The organism is Pedobacter cryoconitis, assembly GCF_014200605.1.
In the GTDB taxonomy this organism is placed as follows: Bacteria; Bacteroidota; Bacteroidia; order Sphingobacteriales; family Sphingobacteriaceae; genus Pedobacter; species Pedobacter cryoconitis_B.
Genome location: NZ_JACHCE010000003.1, coordinates 241,292 through 263,288, shown reverse-complemented (window position 1 = coordinate 263,288; position 21,997 = coordinate 241,292). Strand labels below are relative to the sequence as shown.

Sequence of the window (21,997 nt, the reverse complement as noted above, 5' to 3'; positions counted from 1 at the left end):
CAGATTTTATTTGAATGCATCTTGTATTTTTCCAACCAGACCTGTAGTAATCATGTCTCTCGCTTGAAAGATCATGTTTTTTACAGCGGTAGGCGAGGAGATTCCATGACCTATGATCACAGGTGCATTTACTCCAAGAACCGGACTTCCACCGTAATTTTCATAATTAAACCTGTCAAAGAACTCATCTTTAAGTCCTTTTTTGATGGTCATTATGTAAAACGATTCAGCTAATTTAAGCATAATGTTTCCGGTAAACCCATCACATACAATTACATCAGCTTTTTCATTGAATAAATCACGTCCCTCAATATTTCCAATAAAGTTAAAAAGATTACAATCTTTCATCAATGGAAAAGTAGCCAGACTTAACATATTTCCTTTTTCATCTTCTTCGCCAATATTGATCAGGCCGACTTTAGGACTATTTATCTGCATCACATTTTCAGCATATAAACTACCTAAAACACCGAACTGGAGTAAAGTATCAGGCTTGCAGTCGGCATTTGCGCCAACATCAAGCATTAAACCTCTTCCTCCATCAAGTTTGGGAACAATTGTACACAGACAAGGTCTGATAATGCCAGGAACCGTTTTTACACTAAAAACAGCACCAACCATCATCGCACCAGAATTACCTGCGCCAACAAATGCGTCGATCTCTCCTTTTTTTAACATAGAGAAACCAATAGAAATACTTGAGTTTGGTTTTTGAGCAATTGCTCTTGTGGGATGTTCGCCCATACCAATTACCTCTTCGGTATGAACATATTCAAAGTGATCGGGATTAAACCCATTTTCAGCGAGCAAAGGCTTAATTTGCTGAGTATCGCCGATTAGCACTAAATGCTCATTTGGCGCTAATAATTCATGGGCAGCTATTGCTCCCAAAACGTTTGCTTTGGGAGCATAGTCTCCGCCCATTATATCGAGACCTATTTTCATAGTAAAAAATCAGTTTGTGAGTAAAGCATTATTGCCTTTTTTTCAAGCGCCTAAGTTAAACTTAATGAGGCTGAAAACACAAACAATTTCTCAGGAAAATTAACCTATAGAGGTGTTTTCAATAACCAGTTTACCGTTGTAGTACAAATTACCGTCAACATTGTATGCATGGTGAGGAGTGTGGATTGCACCAGTAGTTTGACAAGTAGATAAAGAAGGAGCTACCGCTTTATAGTGTGTTCTTCTTTTATCTCTTCTACTTTTAGAGATCTTACGTTTTGGATGTGCCATTGCTGATTTATTTAATTATTATTTTAATTTTTTTAATGCTTCCCAGCGTGGGTCTGCACCTGTTGTATTTTCTTCTTGTTGAGAAGGATTAGCCAGACTTTCCAGTCTTTCAATCATCTCTTTGTCGCATTTGGCACCATTGCCGTTCTGCTCACAAATTTTTATATAGGGAACCGATACAGTGATAAATTCATATAGAATCTCCGCAATATCGATACTACTTTCTTTTTTGTTCAAAACGATGATTTCTAAATCATCACTTTCCAAATCATCTTCAGCGAACTTAACAATCTGTCTCTCTGAAATATCCAGAGGGGCATCAAATTCAGCTAAACATTTATCACAATCAAGTTTTATCGTTCCGGCAATGCGGATTTTCAAAATCAGCATTGTCTCCTGTTTATCCAATTCCACAGTTACTTTCAGCGCCCCTTTTTTTACCAAAGAGTACTCAAAAGCGTCAAAAAAGCTGTTATCAATCTCAAAATCAAATTGATGCTTGCCAATTTTTAAGCCAGTAAACGGGATTGAAAATTGTTTTAAAGGTTTCAATTGTAACAAAATTTTAGCCCGCAAATGTATGAATTAATTTGATATTTCTGAAATGTTTTAGAAATATTATTGTCGTTAATTTGCATCGTCCTTCACATCTGCCGCAGTTTCTATAATTTTTCCGCCGCTTCTTAACTGGTTGCTTAACAGATCATCCTGCTCACGTCTGTGTTTTACGATGTGCGTTGCTGCAAAAACTGCCTCTATAAAAGAAGACGGATCTGCCAGGTCTTTTCCTGCGATATCGAACCCTGTGCCATGATCAGGTGAAGTGCGTACATATTTCATTCCGGCAGTGAAATTAACCCCGGTTCCGAAAGCTATGGTCTTGAAGGGAATTAAACCCTGGTCATGATACATCGCTAATACCGCATCGAATTGTTTATAAGCACCTTTGCCGAAAAATCCATCTGCCGGATAAGGACCAAAACAAATTACACCCGAATCAAAGGCTTCCTGGATAGCAGGCATAATAATATCCTGCTCTTCGCTTCCCAGTAAACCATTATCGCCGGCATGAGGATTTAATCCTAATACGGCAATTTTTGGTTTCTCAATCCAGAAATCTCTTTTTAAGCTTTTATTGATCAGGATCAGTTTCTTAACAATACTTTCTTTAGTAATGCTTTCTGATACCTTCGCTACAGGGATATGTCCGGTAACTACACCTACACGAATATCCTCGCTGAGTAAAAACATGAGTACATCCGGACTTCCGGTGCGTTCCTGTAAATATTCTGTATGTCCGGGGAATTTAAAATTCTCTGACTGAATGGTATGTTTATTAATAGGGGCAGTAACTAAAGCGTCAATATTTCCTTTAACCAGATCTTCTGTTGCTCTTTCTAAGGATAAAAGGGCATATTTTCCACCGGTTTCGTTGGCTACACCCAGTTCAATTTTTACATCCTCTTCCCAGCAATTGATCATATTTGCTTTTTTAGGATTAGCGGCCTCAGCGTCATTGATGACGTTAAAACTGAAATCTCCTAAACCCAATGCTTTTCTATGGTAAGAAGCTACTTTTGTATGTCCATAAACGATAGGGGTGCAGTAATCAAGAATACTGTTGTTGGCTAATGTTTTAAGAATAACTTCTAAACCAATGCCATTTACATCACCTATACTGATTCCTATTTTGATTTTATTGCTCATGCTCAAATGAAAATTTGCGCAAAATACAGAATTTAACGATAAATATCCCTCATGGCAAAATTAAACTGCGTCATGATTTGCCGGGTCAGCTCTCTGTATAGCTCATCATAGCCCGGTTTGTTACCGGCTGTACCGTTGATGATTGCGAGGTCCCTTCCGCTTAATGCGGCCGGGTCACCTGTATATCTTCCAGTGAGACTTTCCCAGGTATACTGTGCAGGAATGCGGTTTGAGGCTATTATTTTTTGTGAAACGGCATCAGTAATCCGATAGTCCAGTACTGCTCTTGAATTAATGATGCGTCTGGTTACATAGACCGTGGCTGTAATTGTTTTAGTGCTTTCACTGCCAGCCATTTTATTACTTTTTACGGGGATTTTCTTTGAAACATTATAAGAATAAGTATTTGTTGACAGGTTACTGAACCATATATCATAGAGATTGATGTCCATATACTGGTCTGTTTTTAAATCAGTTTGCTGTCCGGAATCTATACTGAAAAACCTGTAGTAATTTCTATCTCCGATCGAATTGAGATTCCACAGTATATCACTTTCTAAGAAATTTCCATTGATAGAATAATAGCCAAAACGCTGATCCACCCTGTTCACTGCTACATTGATGATTGCAGCATTATAGGCCTGTTGTTTTTTTTCAATGACGTCTTTATAACCGGGAACATAGGTATCCGCCAGTTTGAAGCTTTCATAAGCCTTTCTCGCACTGAGCTTATCCTGGTGAGGTTGCAATAGCGCAATACCCCGGTTGTAATTTGCAGCGGCGGCATTGGTTGCTGCTGCATTTAATTCTGTACTATAATCTTTAGGGCTGAAAGAATTGATTTGAATTTTGGCATCAATCAGTGCATCGTACATTTTTTGCAATGCCTGATAGCCAGTGTAAATCTGATCAAGGATTTCTCCTTTTCTGCCTTTGCTATTTTGTGCTGCTGTAATATCCTGTTCATAACTGGCAGCAGCTTCTCTATAAGAAACCGGGAGTATTCCTAAAGCTATGGCATTGGAAGGGTCTTTTTTAAGATCGTTGACTGCTGCATAATAGGCTTTGCTGTATTCACCTTTATCAAATAATTTCTGTGTGGATTTACAAGAAGAAAATAAGATCAGCAGCAGCACTATTTTACCAATGTTTCTCATGATGTTGGTTTATGATCTTAAAGATAATCAACTTTATCAATACATAATATAGGGTAGAGGAGTTAGAAATACCGCCGGTATTTAGGGCCTGATTTCTAAAATTTAACCTTTACTCGTAAAACTTTAGTTATTTTGCACCTTTTAGAAGTTCAGGCTTCTTCAGGTTAATAAAATATAACAGCAATCATATGAGTTTGGTAAGGGCGAAAAAACATTTAGGGCAACATTTTTTGACCGATAAAAAAATAGCAGCTAAAATTGTAGACGGTCTTGTCCATACAGACCAATACCGCCAGGTACTTGAAGTAGGACCGGGTATGGGGATTCTTTCAGATATTTTGCTGGAAAGGGAACACCTGGAAACCTTCATGATCGATATTGACGTAGAATCTTATCATTTTTTAAATGAGAAGTATCCGCAAATGGGTGAAAGGCTGATTAACGGAGATTTTTTGGCCATGGATCTGAAAAAGGTGTTTCCTGGTAAATTCGCTATCATAGGTAACTTCCCTTATAATATTTCTTCTCAGATTTTATTTAAAGTATTGGAACACAGAGAAAATGTAGTGGAGATGGTGGGGATGTTTCAAAAAGAGGTTGCAGAACGCTGTGCTTCGAAAAGCGGAACTAAAGATTATGGAATTTTAAGTGTGCTGATTCAGGCCTATTATAATATTGATTATTTATTCACTGTAAAGCCAGGGACTTTTAATCCGCCGCCTAAAGTAAACTCGGGTGTAATCCGTTTGAGCAGAAACGAAAGGGTGACTTTAGATTGCGATGAGAAATTATTCTGGACTGTGGTTAAAGCCGGATTTAATCAGCGTAGAAAAACATTAAGAAATGCTTTGTCGGGTGTATTGCCTAAGGCTAAAATGGATGATAACATCTATTTTGAGAAAAGAGCAGAGCAACTGAGCGTAGAAGATTTTATTACCCTTACGCAGCTGGTCACTAAGCTGGCGTTATAATTATAAAACAGATGAATGGTAAAATATTAATTGTTGATGATTTACACCCTGTATTTAAAAGCAGGGCAGAGCAATTAGGTTACGAAGTAGATGATCTGCCTAAAATCACCAGAGCAGAGACGCTGGCTGTGATTTCAGGATATGATGGTATTGCAGTGCGTACCAAATTTAAGATAGACAGGGAGCTGATGGCAGCAGCACCAGGACTTAAATTTGTTGCCAGAGCAGGAGCAGGACTGGATAATATTGATGAAGCTTATGCTAAAGAGAAAAATATTCAATTGCTGAATGCACCCGAAGGTAACAGAGATGCAGTAGGGGAACATGCTATGGGAATGCTTCTTTCCTTAATCAACAATCACCGTAAAGCGGATATTGAGATCAGAAATGGTATCTGGGATCGGGAAGGAAACCGTGGATGGGAGCTGAAAGGCAAAACTGTCGGCATTATTGGTTACGGTTTTATGGGAAGCAGCATGGCTAAGAAACTTTCGGGTTTTGAGGTGAAGGTGCTTGCTTATGATAAATATAAAACGGGTTTTTCTGATGCTTATGCTCAGGAATGCAGTATGGAAGAAATTGTTAAACATAGTGATGTGTTAAGTTTGCATATTCCGCTGACTGCTGAAACAAGGCAGATGGTGGATGAAGAATATTTATACCATTTTAAAAAGAATATCTTCTTTATCAATACAGCCAGAGGCGAAATTGTCAATACCACAGCGATACTTGCTGCGATCAGATCGGGTAAGATACTGGGTGCCGGACTGGATGTACTGGAAGCAGAAAAATTTCCGGTCCTTGCTGAGCAACCCTGGTATGAGGAATTGAAAGAATCCCCTAAAGTGATACTGACACCGCATGTAGGTGGCTGGACTTTTGATTCGTACAGGAAAATTTCTGAGGTGCTTGCCGATAAACTGGGGCAGCTTTAATGACCTGATATAAAAAATGCCCCCAAAAAGTCAGACAAATTTGTGGGCATTTTTTATTGAATAAGGTTTTGATATACTTACTTGTTCCAGCTGTTATCGCCTGGTTTAGCATCCATATAAATACCGCCATCCAGAACCAGGGAAGAAACTGTTTTCTTCGCAGTGAACTGAATGTTAATCGCTTTCTGGTTGAACTTCCATACCTGCGGGGTTTCATGAATCACCTGTGAAGTACCATCGGTATAGGTAACTTTGATATCGAAAGGAATGGCAAAACCACCAGTGTTTTTAATAGAAACACTATAAGTCAATCCTTTGATAGTTACTTTATCTATAGCCAGGTCTATATAGTTATTACTGAAAAACCAGTTATTCCAGAACCAGTTCAGGTCTTGTTTAGAAGCATCATTGATGGTATTAAAGAAATCCCATGGAATAGGGTGTTTCCCATTCCAGCGGTCCATATAAGTATGCAGGTATTTCTTAAATAACTCATCCCCGAACATATCCTTTAAAGCAAGATAGGCAAGAGAAGGTTTAACATAAGCATTATTGCCATAACCAGCACCAGAAACCTGGGTAGATAATGTGATAATTGGCTGATCTTCTTCAGTAGAAGGATCTTTAATCCATCTTTCTACCCTGAATTTTTTGTAATTCTGATCTGCTTTCTCTTTTCCAAGCTGATGCTGGCCAATCAGGTATTCCAGTGTCGTTGCCCAGCCTTCATCCATATGTGCATAACGTGTTTCGTTAGTCCCCATATAAAAAGGAAAATAAGTATGTGCAATTTCATGGTTAAGTACAAACTGACTGAATTCCATATCTGGTGTACTGGAGTCATTGACCATCATTGGAAATTCCATATCAGCAAAACCCTGTACTGCCGTCATTTTTGAAAATGGATAAGGAACACCCGGCCAGTTATTAGAGAACCAGTCTAAAGCCAGTCTGGTCCATGCTGCTGCATGTGAAAAATCTTCAGCTTTGCTATCGTAGGCTGATTGTACACTAGTCCTTCTTTTAGTTTTATTGTCTACAATTACACTACCTGCATCCCATAAATAATGATTACTCATCGCAAAAGTGATATCAGTAATATGATCTGCTGAAAATTTCCATGAATTCCACTCGTTTTGCCTGGTTACTTCACCATTTGCCATTTCCTGTGCATTTGCGATAGAAACAACTTCGTCGCTTGTATAAGACTTTTTAAGCTTCTCAGCAAACTTTGGCTGTAGGACTTCATCAGGGTTCTTTAAATCGCCTGTGGCCCATACTACATAGTTTTTAGGCGCTTTAACGGTTAACAGATAATCATTGAAATCGTTGTAGAATTCTACTCTGTCCATATGCGGGATTTTATCCCATCCGTTATAATCATCATAAACAGAAATCCTTGGGAAAGCATAAGCTACAAAAAAGGTGGTACTGTCTATCTGACCTTCTCTGCCGCTTAATTTTGACAGGGGATAACTCCAGTTGATTTTAAATGAAGCAGATTTACCAGGGGCTAAAGCGTTATTCAGCTTAATGTCTCCGGTAGTGCCCCAGTCACGGGTGTCAACATGGTAACTCTGGCCATCTACAGTGAATAAACTGATGTCTAAACCAGAGGTTAAAAAGTCTTTATTGACATAACCTGCTCTTGGTGCTTCGGGCTTATGAATGTTGTTGACAAATCTTATCGTAACTTTTTTGAGTGTGTCAGGGCTATTATTGGTATAGGTGATTGTTTCTGTTCCTTTAACGAGCTTGTCATTTGGGGTGACCGTGATGGTCATATCATATTTTCCCTTGTTTTGCCAGTAATTCTTACCTGGTTTGCCATCCAGAGAACGTGTACCATTGTCGTATGCCGTTTTGATATTTCTTGGCATATACAGTTCCTGGGCCTGAGCAGTAAGGGTTCCCATTAAAAATAAAGCAGCTATCCTGAAAATGTTTTTTTGCATAATCTTTTTTATAATTGATCCGGCGCCTGTCGGGCAGGCGCTCAAAAGTAATTGTTTTACGTCTGTAAACAAGTTTATTGGCCGAATTTTAAACGCAGTCCCTGGCCTTTCCAAACAATTCAAATCAAAAGATTTGCTTTTGTAAGAATTGCCTGTTATCTTCGTTTTAATTGAAGCAAGACTATAGGGGCTTATTGCCAATATAGTCTTGTTTGTATTTTAAAGGTTTTACAAATAATAAATTAAGCTATGACAGAGGTAACATATTACACTCAGGAAGGATTAGATAAGCTAAAGGAAGAGGTACATTACTTAACTACTACAGGGAGACAATTGATCTCCAAAGCTATAGCTGAAGCAAGAGATAAAGGCGATCTATCTGAAAATGCGGAGTATGATGCTGCTAAGGAAGCACAAGGTCTGCATGAAGCAAAAATATCTAAATTGAAAACTACACTTGCATCTGCAAGATTAATTGATGAATCGAAACTGGACCTGACTAAGGTACTTGCTTTATCGATCGTTAAAATAAAGAATCTTAAAAACGGTGCAACAATGAGCTATCAGCTGGTTGCTGAAACTGAAGCTGATCTTAAAACCGGAAAAATTTCTGTGAAATCTCCTATTGCTCAGGGCTTGCTGGGTAAATCGGTAGGTGATAGAACAGAGATCGAAGTTCCGGCAGGAAAGATCGAATTTGAAATATTAGAAATCACCAGATAATCATTTTATATGTCAAGTATATTTTCCAAGATCGTAGCCGGAGAAATTCCCGCACATGTAGTTGCAGAAACGACAGAGTTTCTGGCATTTTTAGATGTTAGTCCTTTAACTATGGGCCATGTACTGGTAATCCCTAAAAAGGAAATTGATTATATATTTGATATGGACGAAGAGAGTTATTTCGGCCTTACTTTATTTGCAAAGATTGTAGCGGTAGCTTTAAAGAAAGCTTTTCCATGTGTAAAAGTAGGAATGGCTGTTATCGGGCTGGAAGTACCACATGTACATATCCACCTGATTCCTATGAATGCAGTAGGGGATATGAACTTCAGCAAAGCGAAGCTAACTCCTACGCAGGAAGAACTGCAGGAAGCTGCACTGAAAATTAAAGCACAGTTATAAAAAAGATAAGAGCCAGTTTTACTGGCTCTATTGCTATTTTAACTTCTCATTATTTTTATGCCTGTCGGCATCTCTGATACTCTTTTTAACCAGGTTTTTCTCCATTGCTTCAGTCAGGTTAATCCCTGTTTGGTTAGCCAGACAGATCAGCACAAATAGGACATCAGCCATTTCATCACCAAGATCTACTGCCTCATCACTTTTTTTGAAAGATTGTTCTCCGTATTTGCGGGACATAATGCGGGCCACCTCGCCTACTTCTTCCATTAAAATGGCTGTATTGGTTAATTCATTAAAATAGCGGATTCCGGTCGTGTTAATCCACTGATCAACGGTGTCTTGTGCTTCCTGTATGGTCATCTATTCTTTGTTTTTAGTATCTATTACCAGGGTAACCGGGCCATCATTCACCAAACTGATCTTCATATCTGCACCAAATATACCTGTCTGTACAGGTCTGTTTAAATGTAAGGTGAGCTGTTTGATCATAGCCTCATAAAGCGGAATGGCTTTATCTGGTCTTGCAGCCCTGGTAAAACCCGGTCTGTTTCCTTTTTTAGTCGCTGCAAATAAAGTGAACTGACTGATCAGTAAAATATTGCCATCAATATCTGCAAGAGACTTATTCATTAAACCGTTCTCATCACTAAAAATCCTGATGTTGAATATTTTAGCTGCAAGCCATTCCATGTCTTCTGTTTCATCAGCATCTTCGATACCCAGTAAAACCAGTAATCCGTTTTCGATGGCGCCGGTTATCACTCCATCTACTTTGCAGCTTGCCTGTGTAACTCTTTGTATGACTGCTCTCATGAATATTTATGCTCTGGTTTCATTACCATGATACATGCTCAGGTAACTTTCGTAACGGCTGCTTTCTATTTCTCCGCTTTTAACCGCATCTAAAACAGCACAGCTAGGTTCATTAATGTGACGGCAGTTGTGAAATTTGCATTGAGGCATCAGCTCACGCATCTCTCTGAAATAGTGTCCCAGTTCTTCTGGTTTAATATCATAAATACCCAGTTCTCTGATTCCCGGGCTATCGATCAGGTAGCCGCCAAAAGGTAATGTATGCATTTCGGCAAAAGTAGTGGTATGCTGTCCTTTGTCACTCGCCTCAGATATTTCTCCGGTTTTAATATTTCTGTCTGGTAACAGGACATTGATCAGACTGGATTTTCCTACCCCCGAATGACCTGAAAAAAGCGTCGTTTTATCTTTTAATAAACTTTCTATCAAAGGCATGTTGGTGCCTTCTGTAGCAGAGACTTCATAACATGGATAACCCAGGCGTTCATAAATATTTTTATATTCTGCCAATACTTCCAGACCGTCTTCATTGTATAAATCCAGTTTGTTGAATATTAAGACCGAAGGAATACTATAAGCCTCTGCAGTAACTAAAAACCGGTCTATAAAACCTAATGAGGTACGTGGTGAAGCGAGTGTGACAACCAGAAAGGCCTCATCTATATTGGCTGCAATAATCTGAGCCTGTTTTGATAAGTTAATTGATTTTCTGATGATATAGTTCTTTCGGGGATGAAGTTTATAAATGACCCCATTTTCAGAATTTGGTTCCATTTCAAAATCTACCTGATCTCCAACTGCAATAGGATTGGTGGTCTGAATTCCTTTGATCCGGAATTTTCCTTTAATCCTGCATTGATAATCACGGTCATCTTCCCCATGAACCAAATACCAGCTCCCTGTTGATTTTATTATTAGTCCTTGCATAATTTTACAGGGCAAAGGTAAGGAAATATGCAAGCTTCTTATAGTTAACCCGCAAAACGTATTCTGATTAATAATAATCCTCAACAAGGATTATTATTAATCAGAATACGTTATTTTTTTATGGGCAATTTAATATCCTTTACTTCTTTTTTTAAAATCACATTTTCTTTTTTTATTTCGATCATATAAAGTGTCAGTTCTTCAATTTTTTGCAATAGCTTGGCATTCATTTCACCTAATGAAATGCCATTTTCTCTGACTTCTTTTTCAGAGGGGATCTCTGGAAGATGTTTATTTTTCTTAATGTATAATTCAACAGATGAAAGTGTTCTGAGTGGATAGGTTTCTTCAAATACAAAATCAGGCCATTCTGTATCTACCTGTATCTCTTTGGCCCTTATCTTTCCGTTAACAGCTAGCCGGTAAATGCCAGGTTCATCTGTTCCAATACCCACATTACCGTCGTTTTTAATTAACATGGATAGTTTACCTGTGAAATTTGCATCTTCTATTGCCGCTGCCGGGCGGTTAGTATAAAATAAGATTCCTCCCTGATAAGGTCTGGAATTACCTGGTATTAATATAGAGGCGCCTGACATTGTAGTATGAGATTTAGCAATTAACAAGTTGTCATCTAACTTGAAATATAAGTTGGATGATATTAAAACTTATCCATGATTGTTAGAACTGAAATTAGCATAGTTTTTACTGCTTGTATATAGGTAGTTTCATTCCGGCAGGGGATAAAGGAGCCTCAAAGAGAAGTCCATTTGTCAAATCTGAAATATGGCTGTCTTTTGAAAATCAGATCCATTCAAGCCAGGACCCCATATAAACAAAGGGCTTTGTGCAAAGCCCTGATAAGAGCAGTATAGAAGTAAAGTGCTAAAAATCAGTAATTTTTTTCTTATTCCCTTGTTTATTAGAAAAATATAACTTTACTTTATAGCGTAGCGATAACGAAGCAATATTGCTATAGACATATGATAAATAATTCAACACTTACATCCATTATTATTACTACCACCGGGGAAGCCGGAGGCAGGTGTATATTGGTATAATAAGAAAAATAAAAACCATAAAAAAGCGCCTTCCTCTAAACCGGAAGGCGCTTTTTTTTTTAATACCTGAACCAAAAACTTAATACCTATTCAAAAATAGATTAACAATTAAAACTATGAACATTCTAAAATTCGGCGGTACTTCAGTAGGATCTGCGTCAGGTATCCGAACCCTGATCAGCATCCTCAAAGAAAGAGAACAGGATGATTATCCGGTAGTTGTACTTTCAGCAATGAGTGGGGTAACCAATCTGCTACAGGCAATGGCAGAAAAAGCACAGGTAGCAGAAGAGTATGCTGCAGAGCTCAAAGAAATCGAAGAAAAACACTTCGATGTGATTAAAGCGCTGCTTCCTGCCTCTGCACAAAATCCAGTGTTTACCAGGTTGAAAATATACTTCAATGAACTTGAAGATATTTTACAATCGGTTTATCATTTAAAGGAATTGAGTGCTCAAACCAGAGATCTGATCCTGAGTTTTGGAGAGCGCTGTTCTGCTTTTATGATTAGTCATATTGCAAAGCAGGATTTTCCAAATGCGCTTTGTGTAGATGGGGCCGAGTTAATTAAAACTGATAGTAATTTTGGACAGGCCAAAGTAAATACACCTTTAACAGAATTACTTATTCAGGATTTTTATGGGGCAAATAGAGATAAACTATTGTTTGTAACTGGATTCATAGCCAGCAATACCGAAGGAAGAACCACAACTTTGGGGCGCGGTGGCAGTGACTTTACAGCTGCAATATGGGGCGCGGCATTAAATGCAAATGAAATTGAAATCTGGACTGATGTAGATGGAATGCTTACCGCTGATCCAAGAATGGTAGAGAAAGCATTTTCTTTACCTGAGCTAAGTTATACGGAAGCTATGGAGTTATCTTATTTTGGGGCGAAAGTTATTTATCCGCCTACAATGACACCGGCCTTTCTTAAAAAGATTCCTATTGTTATTAAAAATACCTTTAATAAAGATTTCAAAGGCACTTATATCCGCCATGGCGTAAATACTTCAACATTACCGATCAAAGGGATTTCATCTATCAATGAGATCAGTATATTGAATTTGTCGGGAAGTGGAATGGTTGGGAAAGCTGGTTTTAGCGGCAGATTGTTTTCTCTTTTATCGCGCGAGCAGATCAATGTCGTATTGATCACCCAGTCTTCATCTGAACATAGTATCACTTTTGCTGTTAAACCCGCAGATGCATTAAGTGCATTAGCGATTATCAATAAAGAATTTGAACTGGAACTGCAGGCTAAAAAACTGGAGTATCCGGAAGTAGAGAATGGATTAGCTGTACTGGCAATTGTAGGGGAAAATATGAAACATACACCAGGGATGTCTGGAAAATTGTTTCATGCATTAGGCAGAAACGGTGTCAATGTCCGTGCTATTGCACAGGGGTCTTCAGAATACAATATATCAGTTATTCTATCAAAAACAGATTTATCAAAAGCTGTAAATGCAGTACACGATGCCTTTTTTGAAGATCTGAAAAAAACACTTCATGTATTTTGTCTGGGTACAGGAAATATTGGTAAAACTTTATTCCGTCAGTTACTGGTGCAAAGCCCGCTTCTTGCTCAAAATAATGACCTGGAAGTAAAGGTGATGGGAATCAGTAATTCAAGACAGATGTATGTAAGTAAAACTGCACTGGATCTTGCTGACTGGGAAAATGAACTAAATAACAATGCTGAAAAAGCAGATTTAGCTTCATTTGTGAAGCAGATGAAAGCAATGAACCTGCCTAATTGTGTCTTTGTGGACAATACTGCAAGCGTTAATCCGGTGAATTATTATCAGGAAATATTGGAATCGAGTATTTCGCTGGTTACTTGTAATAAGATTGGTAATTCTGCAGAATATGCGCAATATGATGCTTTTAAAACAGCAGCACGTAAATATGGGGTAGATTTTCATTATGAAACGAATGTAGGGGCTGGCCTGCCCATCATCCGTACACTTAAAGATTTGATGCTGAGCGGAGATAATATTTTCAGTATTGAAGCTATTTTGTCAGGGACGATCTCTTTTATCTTTAATAACTTTAAAAATGAGGTACTCTTCCACGAAATTGTAAAGGAGGCACAGGAAAAGGGATATACAGAACCTGATCCCCGTGATGACTTAAATGGAAAAGACTTTATGCGTAAAATGCTGATCCTGGCCAGAGATGCAGGTTACCCACTGGAAGAAGCAGATGTAGAGTTGGAAAGTATGCTGCCGCCAGCTTGTATGGCTGCGACCAGCGTAGCTGATTTTTATCAGGAACTTGAAAAAAAAACAGCTTATTTTGAGGATTTAAAGAACCAGGCTGCTGCAGGTAATAAGGTGTTGAGATATATCGGAAGACTGGAAGAAGGAAAGGTTAAAATCAATCTTCAGATGGTTGATGAGACTCATCCTTTCTATATGCTTTCGGGTAGTGATAATATTATTTCTTTTACGACTGACAGGTATAAAGATCGTCCTTTAGTGATTAAAGGGCCTGGTGCCGGTGCTGAGGTAACTGCTGCTGGTGTATTTGCGGATATTATAAATGTAGGTAAGAAATGAGAGAGTCAGTAAAAGTTTTTGCTCCGGCAACTGTAGCGAATGTAGTTTGCGGATTTGATGTTTTGGGTTTTGCAGTGAATGCCCCTGGTGATGAAGTCATCATGCGGGTTACTGATAAACCAGGTGTGCTTATTTCTAAAATTACTGGCGATGATGGCCGGTTGCCGCTTAATCCGGCAAAAAATACAGTAAGTGCCAGTGTACAGGATTACCTGAAACATATTGGCCGTACTGATATAGGAATTGATATTGAACTGCATAAAAAAATGCCTATCGGGAGTGGTTTAGGTTCAAGTTCGGCAAGTACTGTGGCTGGTCTGTTTGCCATTAATACTTTATTTGATAACCAGCTGAGCAATAAAGAACTGGTGCCTTTTGCCATGAAAGGAGAGGAACTGGCTTGCGGTTACGGGCATGCAGATAATGTTGCACCTGCTTTACTGGGTGGTTTTGTGTTGGTTAGAAGTTATGAACCTCTGGACGTCATCAGTCTTCCTTTTCCACAGGATATGTGCGCAGCTATTGTTTATCCTGAAGTGGATGTACCGACTAAAGATGCGCGGCAAATGATCCGTTCTAAAGTTTTTCTGAAAGATGCGGTTAAACAATGGGGAAATGTAGCAGGCCTGGTCACCGGTCTGTTTACGAATGATTATGATTTGATTGGCAGGAGTATGGTTGACGTATTGGTAGAGCCTACAAGATCTATTTTAATTCCTGATTTTTATAAAATGAGAAGTATTGCAATGGAGCTGGGAGCGATTAGTTTTGGGATCTCCGGTTCAGGGCCCTCTGTATTTGCACTGACTAAAGATCAGGATACTGCAGGACGGATCACCGTTGCACTGCAAAAACAATTGAAATCTATTCAGATTAACAGTCTTTCATTTGTATCTCCGGTTAATAAAAAGGGGCCGGTTATACTAGATTAAAAAACACAAACATGAAATTATACAGTACGAATAACCACGACCTGAAAATAGATTTCCAAACAGCTGTTTTCAATAGTATGCCACAGGACAAAGGCCTTTATATGCCTGTAGAGATTCCTGTGCTTGATCAGGATTTTATTCAGCACCTGGATCAGTATACACTACCTGAAATTGCTTATAAAGTAGCCTCTGCACTTTTACAGGATGATATTCCTGCAGCTGATCTCAAAGCTATAATCGATGACGCCATTAATTTTGAAGCACCCTTGCATCAATTAAATGAAAAGACCTACGTGCTTGAATTGTTTCATGGCCCTTCTTTAGCATTTAAAGATTTCGGAGCAAGATTTATGAGCAGGATTATGGCTTATTTTCTAAAAGACAATGAGCAATTGCTTGATGTGCTGGTGGCTACTTCCGGAGATACAGGAGGAGCAGTAGCGCTGGGCTTCTTAGGTGTGCCAAATACCAGGGTAACCATTTTATATCCTAAAGGAAAAGTAAGTGAAATTCAGGAACTGCAATTATGCAGTAATGGGCATAATATCCGTGCCATAGAGATTGATGGTACTTTTGATGATTGTCAGCATCTGGTGAAACAGGCCTTTGCCGATGAGGAGCTGAATAGCAAAATGAGGCTTACTTCTGCGAACTCAATTAATATTGCAAGACTTATTCCACAAACTTTCTATTATTTTAATGCAATTGCCCAATTATTCAGAGCAGGAAAAAGAGAGGTTGTGTTTTCAGTGCCAAGTGGAAACTTCGGTAATATTGGTGCTGGTTTATTAGCTTATAGAATGGGGCTGCCAGTAAAACAGTTTATAGCAGCTACGAATGCAAATGATACTGTTCCACGCTTTTTGGAGACCGGTGTTTACCAGACAAGACCTTCTGTACAGACTTATGCAAATGCAATGGATGTGGGCGCACCAAGCAACTGGGTAAGAATTATGGCTTTGTTTAACGATCAAAGAGAACAAGTCAAAGAGCTCGTTAAAAGTTATCGTTATACAGATAAACAGACTGTTCAGGCTATTGCGGATATTTTTCAGAAATTTAACTATGTGGCCTGTCCGCATACAGCTATTGCCTGGTTAGCGGTACAGGAATATCAGCAACAGCATTTCTCTGCTGAGGATACTTTTGTATTCCTGTCTACTGCGCATCCATGTAAGTTCCCTGATATCTTTGATGCGGAACTTGCTGCACAGATCAGAATTCCTGAGCAGGTGAATGAACTGAAAAAGAAAGAGAAAACAGCTACAGCTATGCAGGCTGACTTTGCTGCTTTTAAGACATTTTTACTAACGTCAAACTAAGCGTTTGTCTTTTCAAATAAAAGCCTGTTTAATTGATTTAAACAGGCTTTTTCTTATTTAATTTTTTTGAACCTCATGATGGCAATATCACCCATCATAAAATTCAGTATCGTATCTCCTTTCACGGAGTATTTATTTACTTTTTTGAGTGTCTCAAAGAAGACGGCTTCTCCTTCACCCGGGCAGGCCATTTTAGTGACTGCCATAGGCTGATTGAAATTGATAGAGGTATCATCTGCATTCAATTTCCCTGAAAAGGAATTACAACTGCTGTTCCCGCTTACTTTCTTATCTGCAAGGTCAAAAACTAAGGTTGGTTTCTGACCGGGGTATAAGCCGTTGAAAGCAATTCTTGGTCCCGAAATATAATTCAATTCCCAGGTTCCTCCAAGCTTTGATAAATCTGAACTTGCTTCTACTGTATTCTTTAAAGCATTACAGGAAGTTAAAGTGCCAATAACTGTAAGTACCATCAATGTCGTCCTTCTCATATCGTTCTTTGTAGAGAACGAAATATACAAAGAATCTGCCAAATATTCTTCAGGTGTGTAATCTGACTATCAGATTAGAAAACTGCGCGTGCAATTCGTTGAGTAGGTTCAGGATTACTCATCGTATAAAAATGAAGAACCGGAGCGCCAACTTTGATTAACTCTTTGCACTGCTGTATCATCCACTCTATTCCTACCTCTTTTACTTCTTTCTCATTTTTACATTCCTGTACCGCTTCTGTCAGATCTTCGGGCAGATCGATATGGAAAATTTTTGGCAAGCTGATCAGTTGTTTAGAAGAAGTAAGGGGTTTAAGTCCGGGAATAATGGGGACATTTATCCCATTTGCTCTGCATTGGGCAACAAAATCACAATATTTAGAGTTATCGAAAAACATTTGTGTAACGATAAATTCGGCACCCATATCCACTTTTTGCTTCAGGTATTTAAAGTCGGTTTTAAGATTTGGGGCTTCAAAATGTTTTTCAGGATAGCCTGCTACGCCAATACAAAAGTCTGTCTGGAAAGCCGAGTGATCTTCGAACAGATATTTCCCGTTATTCATATCATTAACCTGGCCTAATAGATCAGTCGCATAAGCATGTCCGCCTGGTGTAGGAATAAAAGAGGAATCTGCATGTCTGGCATCCCCGCGTAATACCAGAACATTATCGATACCTAAAAACTGGAGGTCAATCAGTGCATTTTCGGTTTCTTCTTTGGTAAAGCCACCACAAATTAAATGAGGAACAGCATCTACCTTATATTTGTTCATAATAGCAGCACAGATCGCTACAGTTCCAGGGCGTTTACGGTAAGAAACTTTTTCCAGCAGGCCGTTGTCATGCTGTTTATAAATATAGTCCTCTCTATGATAGGTCACATCAATAAAGGGTGGGTTAAACTCCATTAAAGGATCAATGGCAGCATAGATATCGGTGATGCTTTTTCCTTTAACCGGCGGCAGGAGCTCGAAAGAAAACAAGGTTTTACCCTTGGCATTGGTGATGTGGTCGGTGATCTTCATTTGTTTTTGTTAGAAGTTAATAAGCTAAATTCGGGCTAAGCCATCTTTCTGTATCTTCAAGTGACATATTTTTTCTGATGGCATATTCTTCTACCTGATCTTTGGTTATTTTTCCAAGGCCAAAGTATCTTGATTGTGGATGTGAGAAATAAAATCCGCTTACAGCTGCAGTAGGGTACATGGCAAAACTTTCTGTCAGACGAAGCCCTATTTTTTGTTCTGCTCCCAATAAGTCAAAAAGTGTTTCTTTCTCTGTATGGTCCGGACAGGCAGGGTAACCTGGTGCGGGGCGGATACCTGCGTATTCTTCTTTAATCAGGTCCTCATTGGTCAGTTGTTCATCTGCTGCATAACCCCAATACTCTTTACGTACCAGTTCATGTAAATGCTCTGCAAAGGCTTCAGCAAGTCTGTCTGCCAATGCTTTGACCATAATACTGTTGTAATCGTCATAATTAGCCTCAAATTCGGCTACCATTTCATCACAGCCGATACCAGTTGTTACTGCAAAACCGCCAAAATAATCCTGAACGCCATCTTCTTTGGTCGCTACAAAATCAGATAAAGCATAATAAGGTTCTCCGGCAACTTTTTCTGCCTGCTGACGCAGGGTATGAATTGTTACAGGTTTTCCATCGGCCTCTAATACGATATCATCGCCTTTGGCATATGCAGGCCAGAAGCCGATTACTGCCTTAGCAGTTAATAATTTTTCCTCAACAATCTTTTGCAGCAGGACCCGGGCATCATCATATAGTTTTTTTGCCTCGTCACCTACAGATTTGTCATTGAATATTTTAGGGTAACTGCCTCTTAATTCCCAGGTATGGAAAAAAGGAGTCCAGTCAATATAAGGCACAAGGGTCTCTAACGGGAAATCTTCAAATGTCTTTGTTCCTGTAAATTTAGGCGCCGGAGCAACCAGTGCAGGATCTATAGTAAATTTATCTGTTCTCGCTTCCGCTATAGATTTAAAACGTTTATCGTTACGTTTATTCAAATGCGTTTCACGCGCTTTATCATATTCCTTTCTGATATTGTCAATATAATCGCCACGGGTTTCTTCGTTCATCAGTGTACTGCATACAGTCACACTTCTGGAAGCGTCCAGTACGTGAATAGCAGGACCAGAATAATTTGGCGCTATTTTTACAGCTGCGTGAATTCTGGAAGTTGTTGCACCACCGATAAGCAGGGGTACAGTAAAACCTTCCCTTTCCATCTCTTTGGCAAAATGCACCATCTCATCCAGCGAAGGAGTGATCAGCCCACTTAAACCAATAATATCTGCATTGATTTCTTTTGCTTTTTTAATGATTTCCTGAGCAGGGACCATCACCCCTAAATCAACGATTTCAAAGTTATTACAAGCTAAAACTACACCTACAATGTTTTTACCAATATCGTGTACGTCACCTTTTACAGTGGCCAGTAAAATTTTTCCGGCAGATGAACTTTGATTGCCGTCAGGATTGTCCAGTTTTTCCTGTTCAATAAATGGGAGCAGATAAGCTACCGCTTTTTTCATTACCCGGGCAGATTTTACAACCTGCGGAAGGAACATTTTTCCAGCTCCGAATAAATCACCTACAATATTCATCCCATCCATCAGCGGCCCTTCAATGACGTGGATAGGGCGGTCATATTGTTGTCTTGCTTCTTCGACGTCGGCATCCAGGTATTCAATAATTCCTTTCACCAAAGAGTGGGATAGACGTGATTCTACTGATTCTTTTCTCCACTCTTCGTCTTTAACTAATTCTTTTCCTTTAGATTTTACCGTTTCTGCAAAGTCTACCAGGCGTTCTGTGGCATCCTCCCGACGATTCAGTAAGACGTCTTCTACACGTTCTAATAACTCAGCAGGGATAGCTTCATATACTTCGAGCATCCCGGCGTTCACAATTCCCATATCCAGGCCAGCTTTAATCGCATGGAAAAGAAAGGCAGAGTGCATCGCTTCACGTACGGTATTATTTCCTCTGAAAGAGAAAGAGATATTGGATACACCTCCGCTTACTTTTGCATAAGGCAGGTTTTCTTTGATCCAGCGTGCTGCATTGATAAAATCAACCGCATAGTTATTGTGTTCTTCCAGTCCTGTGGCAACAGTTAAGATGTTAGGGTCAAAAATGATATCCTCTGCCGGAAAACCAATTTCATCTACTAAGATATCATAAGAACGTTTACAGATTTCTTTTCTGCGTTCAAAGTTATCTGCCTGGCCATTTTCATCGAAAGCCATCACAACGATAGCAGCACCGTAATTCATAATTTTACGGGCACTTTCACGGAATTTATCTTCCCCTTCTTTTAAAGAGATCGAGTTGACAATCCCTTTTCCCTGTAAACATTTTAAGCCATTTTCAATGACACTCCATTTAGAGGAATCGACCATGATTGGCAGTTTAGAGATATCCGGTTCTGAAGCAATAAGATTAAGAAATTTAGTCATTGCAGCTTCAGAATCAAGCATCCCCTCATCCATGTTCACATCAATAACCTGTGCGCCACCTTCAACCTGTTGTCTGGCAACGGTCAGTGCTGCTTCATAGTCACCGCTTAAAATTAATTTAGAGAATTTTGGAGAGCCCGTGATATTGGTTCTTTCACCAATGTTGACAAACATGCTGTCGGGTGTGATGGTAACGGGTTCTAATCCGCTTAAGCGCAGGTAACGTGGTATTTCCGGGATTTGTCTTGGGGTAACATTTTTAGCTTTTGCAGCAATAGCTGCGATATGCTCTGGCGTGGTGCCACAACAACCACCCACAATATTGACAAAGCCATTTTGAATAAAATCTCCAACCATTGAGGCTGTTTCATTTGGCATTTCATCATAGGCACCAAATTCATTTGGTAATCCTGCATTTGGATAAGCGGACACATAACATGGGGCCTTTGAAGCCAGTTCTTCAATATGCGGTCTCATATCTTTTGCGCCAAGGGCACAGTTAAAACCGATACTTAAAGGGTTTGCATGAATAATTGAATTCAGAAAAGCCTCTACAGTCTGGCCGGACAGGGTTCTGCCTGACGCATCTGTAATAGTTCCGGAAATCATAATTTCGATCTTGCGGCCAATAACTTCTTCATATTTTTTGATTGAAAAAATTGCGGCTTTGGCATTTAAAGTATCAAAAATAGTCTCGATTAATAATACATCAGAACCGCCATCAATCAGACCCCTGACCTGCTCATAGTAGGCATCAACCAATTCATCAAAGGTTAATGCTCTGTATCCCGGATCATTAACGTCTGGAGAAATAGATAAAGTACGGTTAGTTGGTCCTACAGCTCCGGCAACAAAACAGACCCGGTCCGGATTTGCTGCCATGAACTCATTGACTGCCTCTTTAGCAATCTTAGCACCTTCAAAGCTCATTTCATAATCGAGCTCTTCCATTTGATAATCCGCAAGCGAGATCCGCTGCGTACTAAAAGTATTGGTTTCAATAATATCGGTACCTGCTTTGAGATATTCGGTATGTATAGCCTTGATAATATCAGGGCGTGTAATATTTAACAGGTCATTATTACCCTTCACATCGCATGGGTGGTTCGCAAACCGCTCTCCCCTGAAATCTTCTTCGGTCAGGATATAGCGCTGGATCATGGTGCCCATAGCGCCATCGATGATTAGTATTCGTTTTGCAAGCTCTTCTCTTATGCTCATTTATCTGTATGGTGGATAGCCATTTTTTCGTATTATAGCTTTACAATGCTATTTGATAAAAAATACGGAAAAATTTGATGTAACAGGCCTAATCAGA

At 39.2% G+C, this 21,997-nt stretch carries 20 protein-coding genes; 7 read left to right on the top strand and 13 right to left on the bottom strand.

Going from position 1 to position 21,997, the window contains the following annotated elements:
* Positions 1–6: 6 nt before the first annotated feature.
* The 5 genes from plsX to HDE68_RS11925 all read right to left on the bottom strand — a co-directional run bounded on the left by plsX (position 7) and on the right by HDE68_RS11925 (position 4,100).
* A complete protein-coding gene (gene plsX, locus HDE68_RS11945) occupies positions 7–945 on the bottom strand; it encodes a phosphate acyltransferase PlsX (RefSeq protein ID WP_183882176.1) in 939 nt (312 codons plus the stop codon).
* Between the two features lie 99 nt (positions 946–1,044).
* Positions 1,045–1,236 (bottom strand): 50S ribosomal protein L32, encoded by a 192-nt coding sequence (gene rpmF / locus HDE68_RS11940; RefSeq protein ID WP_183882174.1) that lies wholly within the window; start codon positions 1,234–1,236, stop codon positions 1,045–1,047.
* Positions 1,237–1,254: 18 nt separating this feature from the next.
* A complete protein-coding gene (locus tag HDE68_RS11935; RefSeq protein WP_183882172.1) occupies positions 1,255–1,788 on the bottom strand; it encodes a YceD family protein in 534 nt (177 codons plus the stop codon).
* Positions 1,789–1,863: 75 nt separating this feature from the next.
* Positions 1,864–2,943 carry a 4-hydroxythreonine-4-phosphate dehydrogenase PdxA gene (pdxA, locus tag HDE68_RS11930; protein WP_183882169.1) on the bottom strand — a complete coding sequence of 360 codons (1,080 nt, stop codon included), beginning with the start codon at positions 2,941–2,943 and terminating at the stop codon, positions 1,864–1,866.
* A 32-nt stretch (positions 2,944–2,975) separates the two neighbouring features.
* Complete coding sequence (locus HDE68_RS11925) at positions 2,976–4,100, bottom strand: hypothetical protein (protein WP_183882167.1); 1,125 nt, start codon at positions 4,098–4,100, stop codon at positions 2,976–2,978.
* 188 nt (positions 4,101–4,288) lie between these two features.
* On the opposite strand from HDE68_RS11925, the gene rsmA reads away from it, so the two are divergent.
* Complete coding sequence (rsmA, locus tag HDE68_RS11920; protein ID WP_183882165.1) at positions 4,289–5,071, top strand: 16S rRNA (adenine(1518)-N(6)/adenine(1519)-N(6))-dimethyltransferase RsmA; 783 nt, start codon at positions 4,289–4,291, stop codon at positions 5,069–5,071.
* Between the two features lie 11 nt (positions 5,072–5,082).
* Complete coding sequence (locus tag HDE68_RS11915) at positions 5,083–6,006, top strand: 2-hydroxyacid dehydrogenase (RefSeq protein ID WP_183882163.1); 924 nt, start codon at positions 5,083–5,085, stop codon at positions 6,004–6,006.
* A gap of 77 nt (positions 6,007–6,083) precedes the next feature.
* On the opposite strand, the gene HDE68_RS11910 is transcribed toward HDE68_RS11915, so the two are convergent.
* Positions 6,084–7,961, bottom strand: a complete 1,878-nt coding sequence (locus tag HDE68_RS11910) for a M1 family metallopeptidase (RefSeq protein WP_183882161.1) — start codon at positions 7,959–7,961, stop codon at positions 6,084–6,086.
* A 249-nt stretch (positions 7,962–8,210) separates the two neighbouring features.
* Here HDE68_RS11910 and greA point away from each other — a divergent pair, with 249 nt between their 5' ends.
* Positions 8,211–8,684 (top strand): transcription elongation factor GreA, encoded by a 474-nt coding sequence (gene greA / locus HDE68_RS11905; RefSeq protein ID WP_183882159.1) that lies wholly within the window; start codon positions 8,211–8,213, stop codon positions 8,682–8,684.
* Between the two features lie 9 nt (positions 8,685–8,693).
* Positions 8,694–9,086: an HIT family protein gene (locus HDE68_RS11900; RefSeq protein ID WP_183882157.1), complete on the top strand. Its 393-nt coding sequence runs from the start codon at positions 8,694–8,696 to the stop codon at positions 9,084–9,086.
* Positions 9,087–9,119: 33 nt separating this feature from the next.
* Here the strand turns inward: HDE68_RS11900 and HDE68_RS11895 are convergent, their stop codons facing one another.
* The 4 genes from HDE68_RS11895 to HDE68_RS11880 all read right to left on the bottom strand — a co-directional run bounded on the left by HDE68_RS11895 (position 9,120) and on the right by HDE68_RS11880 (position 11,425).
* On the bottom strand, positions 9,120–9,446 hold the full coding sequence (locus HDE68_RS11895) for a nucleotide pyrophosphohydrolase (protein WP_068405648.1): 327 nt from the start codon (positions 9,444–9,446) through the stop codon (positions 9,120–9,122).
* Positions 9,447–9,899, bottom strand: a complete 453-nt coding sequence (dtd, locus tag HDE68_RS11890; protein WP_183882155.1) for a D-aminoacyl-tRNA deacylase — start codon at positions 9,897–9,899, stop codon at positions 9,447–9,449.
* Positions 9,900–9,905: 6 nt separating this feature from the next.
* Positions 9,906–10,826, bottom strand: a complete 921-nt coding sequence (gene rsgA, locus HDE68_RS11885; RefSeq protein WP_183882153.1) for a ribosome small subunit-dependent GTPase A — start codon at positions 10,824–10,826, stop codon at positions 9,906–9,908.
* Between the two features lie 110 nt (positions 10,827–10,936).
* Positions 10,937–11,425 carry a hypothetical protein gene (locus tag HDE68_RS11880; RefSeq protein WP_183882151.1) on the bottom strand — a complete coding sequence of 163 codons (489 nt, stop codon included), beginning with the start codon at positions 11,423–11,425 and terminating at the stop codon, positions 10,937–10,939.
* 578 nt (positions 11,426–12,003) lie between these two features.
* Between HDE68_RS11880 and thrA the strand changes: the two genes are divergently transcribed.
* From thrA to thrC, 3 genes are read left to right on the top strand one after another with little or no spacing between them, the layout of a single operon-like run.
* A complete protein-coding gene (gene thrA / locus HDE68_RS11875; RefSeq protein WP_183882149.1) occupies positions 12,004–14,451 on the top strand; it encodes a bifunctional aspartate kinase/homoserine dehydrogenase I in 2,448 nt (815 codons plus the stop codon).
* Entirely contained in the window at positions 14,448–15,383 is a 936-nt protein-coding gene (locus HDE68_RS11870; protein WP_183882147.1) for a homoserine kinase, read from the top strand. The genes thrA and HDE68_RS11870 overlap by 4 nt, the downstream gene beginning before the upstream one ends.
* An 11-nt stretch (positions 15,384–15,394) precedes the next feature.
* Positions 15,395–16,705: a threonine synthase gene (gene thrC / locus HDE68_RS11865; protein ID WP_183882145.1), complete on the top strand. Its 1,311-nt coding sequence runs from the start codon at positions 15,395–15,397 to the stop codon at positions 16,703–16,705.
* Positions 16,706–16,758: 53 nt separating this feature from the next.
* Here the strand turns inward: thrC and HDE68_RS11860 are convergent, their stop codons facing one another.
* The 3 genes from HDE68_RS11860 to metH form a co-directional block, all read right to left on the bottom strand.
* Positions 16,759–17,196 (bottom strand): META domain-containing protein, encoded by a 438-nt coding sequence (locus HDE68_RS11860; protein ID WP_183882143.1) that lies wholly within the window; start codon positions 17,194–17,196, stop codon positions 16,759–16,761.
* A 74-nt stretch (positions 17,197–17,270) separates the two neighbouring features.
* A complete protein-coding gene (gene metF / locus HDE68_RS11855) occupies positions 17,271–18,224 on the bottom strand; it encodes a methylenetetrahydrofolate reductase [NAD(P)H] (protein WP_183882141.1) in 954 nt (317 codons plus the stop codon).
* A 16-nt stretch (positions 18,225–18,240) separates the two neighbouring features.
* The gene (gene metH, locus HDE68_RS11850) at positions 18,241–21,900 is read right to left on the bottom strand and encodes a methionine synthase (protein ID WP_183882139.1); all 3,660 of its coding nucleotides are present in this window, start codon (positions 21,898–21,900) and stop codon (positions 18,241–18,243) included.
* Positions 21,901–21,997 lie beyond the last annotated feature (97 nt).

Coding starts and splice junctions, on each gene's coding strand:
- plsX (WP_183882176.1), bottom strand. CDS start 945: ATGAAAATAGGTCTCGATATAATGGGCGGAGACTATGCTCCCAAAGCA.
- rpmF (WP_183882174.1), bottom strand. CDS start 1,236: ATGGCACATCCAAAACGTAAGATCTCTAAAAGTAGAAGAGATAAAAGA.
- pdxA (WP_183882169.1), bottom strand. CDS start 2,943: ATGAGCAATAAAATCAAAATAGGAATCAGTATAGGTGATGTAAATGGC.
- HDE68_RS11925 (WP_183882167.1), bottom strand. CDS start 4,100: ATGAGAAACATTGGTAAAATAGTGCTGCTGCTGATCTTATTTTCTTCT.
- rsmA (WP_183882165.1), top strand. CDS start 4,289: ATGAGTTTGGTAAGGGCGAAAAAACATTTAGGGCAACATTTTTTGACC.
- HDE68_RS11915 (WP_183882163.1), top strand. CDS start 5,083: ATGAATGGTAAAATATTAATTGTTGATGATTTACACCCTGTATTTAAA.
- HDE68_RS11910 (WP_183882161.1), bottom strand. CDS start 7,961: ATGCAAAAAAACATTTTCAGGATAGCTGCTTTATTTTTAATGGGAACC.
- greA (WP_183882159.1), top strand. CDS start 8,211: ATGACAGAGGTAACATATTACACTCAGGAAGGATTAGATAAGCTAAAG.
- HDE68_RS11900 (WP_183882157.1), top strand. CDS start 8,694: ATGTCAAGTATATTTTCCAAGATCGTAGCCGGAGAAATTCCCGCACAT.
- HDE68_RS11895 (WP_068405648.1), bottom strand. CDS start 9,446: ATGACCATACAGGAAGCACAAGACACCGTTGATCAGTGGATTAACACG.
- dtd (WP_183882155.1), bottom strand. CDS start 9,899: ATGAGAGCAGTCATACAAAGAGTTACACAGGCAAGCTGCAAAGTAGAT.
- rsgA (WP_183882153.1), bottom strand. CDS start 10,826: ATGCAAGGACTAATAATAAAATCAACAGGGAGCTGGTATTTGGTTCAT.
- HDE68_RS11880 (WP_183882151.1), bottom strand. CDS start 11,425: ATGTCAGGCGCCTCTATATTAATACCAGGTAATTCCAGACCTTATCAG.
- thrA (WP_183882149.1), top strand. CDS start 12,004: ATGAACATTCTAAAATTCGGCGGTACTTCAGTAGGATCTGCGTCAGGT.
- HDE68_RS11870 (WP_183882147.1), top strand. CDS start 14,448: ATGAGAGAGTCAGTAAAAGTTTTTGCTCCGGCAACTGTAGCGAATGTA.
- thrC (WP_183882145.1), top strand. CDS start 15,395: ATGAAATTATACAGTACGAATAACCACGACCTGAAAATAGATTTCCAA.
- HDE68_RS11860 (WP_183882143.1), bottom strand. CDS start 17,196: ATGAGAAGGACGACATTGATGGTACTTACAGTTATTGGCACTTTAACT.
- metF (WP_183882141.1), bottom strand. CDS start 18,224: ATGAAGATCACCGACCACATCACCAATGCCAAGGGTAAAACCTTGTTT.
- metH (WP_183882139.1), bottom strand. CDS start 21,900: ATGAGCATAAGAGAAGAGCTTGCAAAACGAATACTAATCATCGATGGC.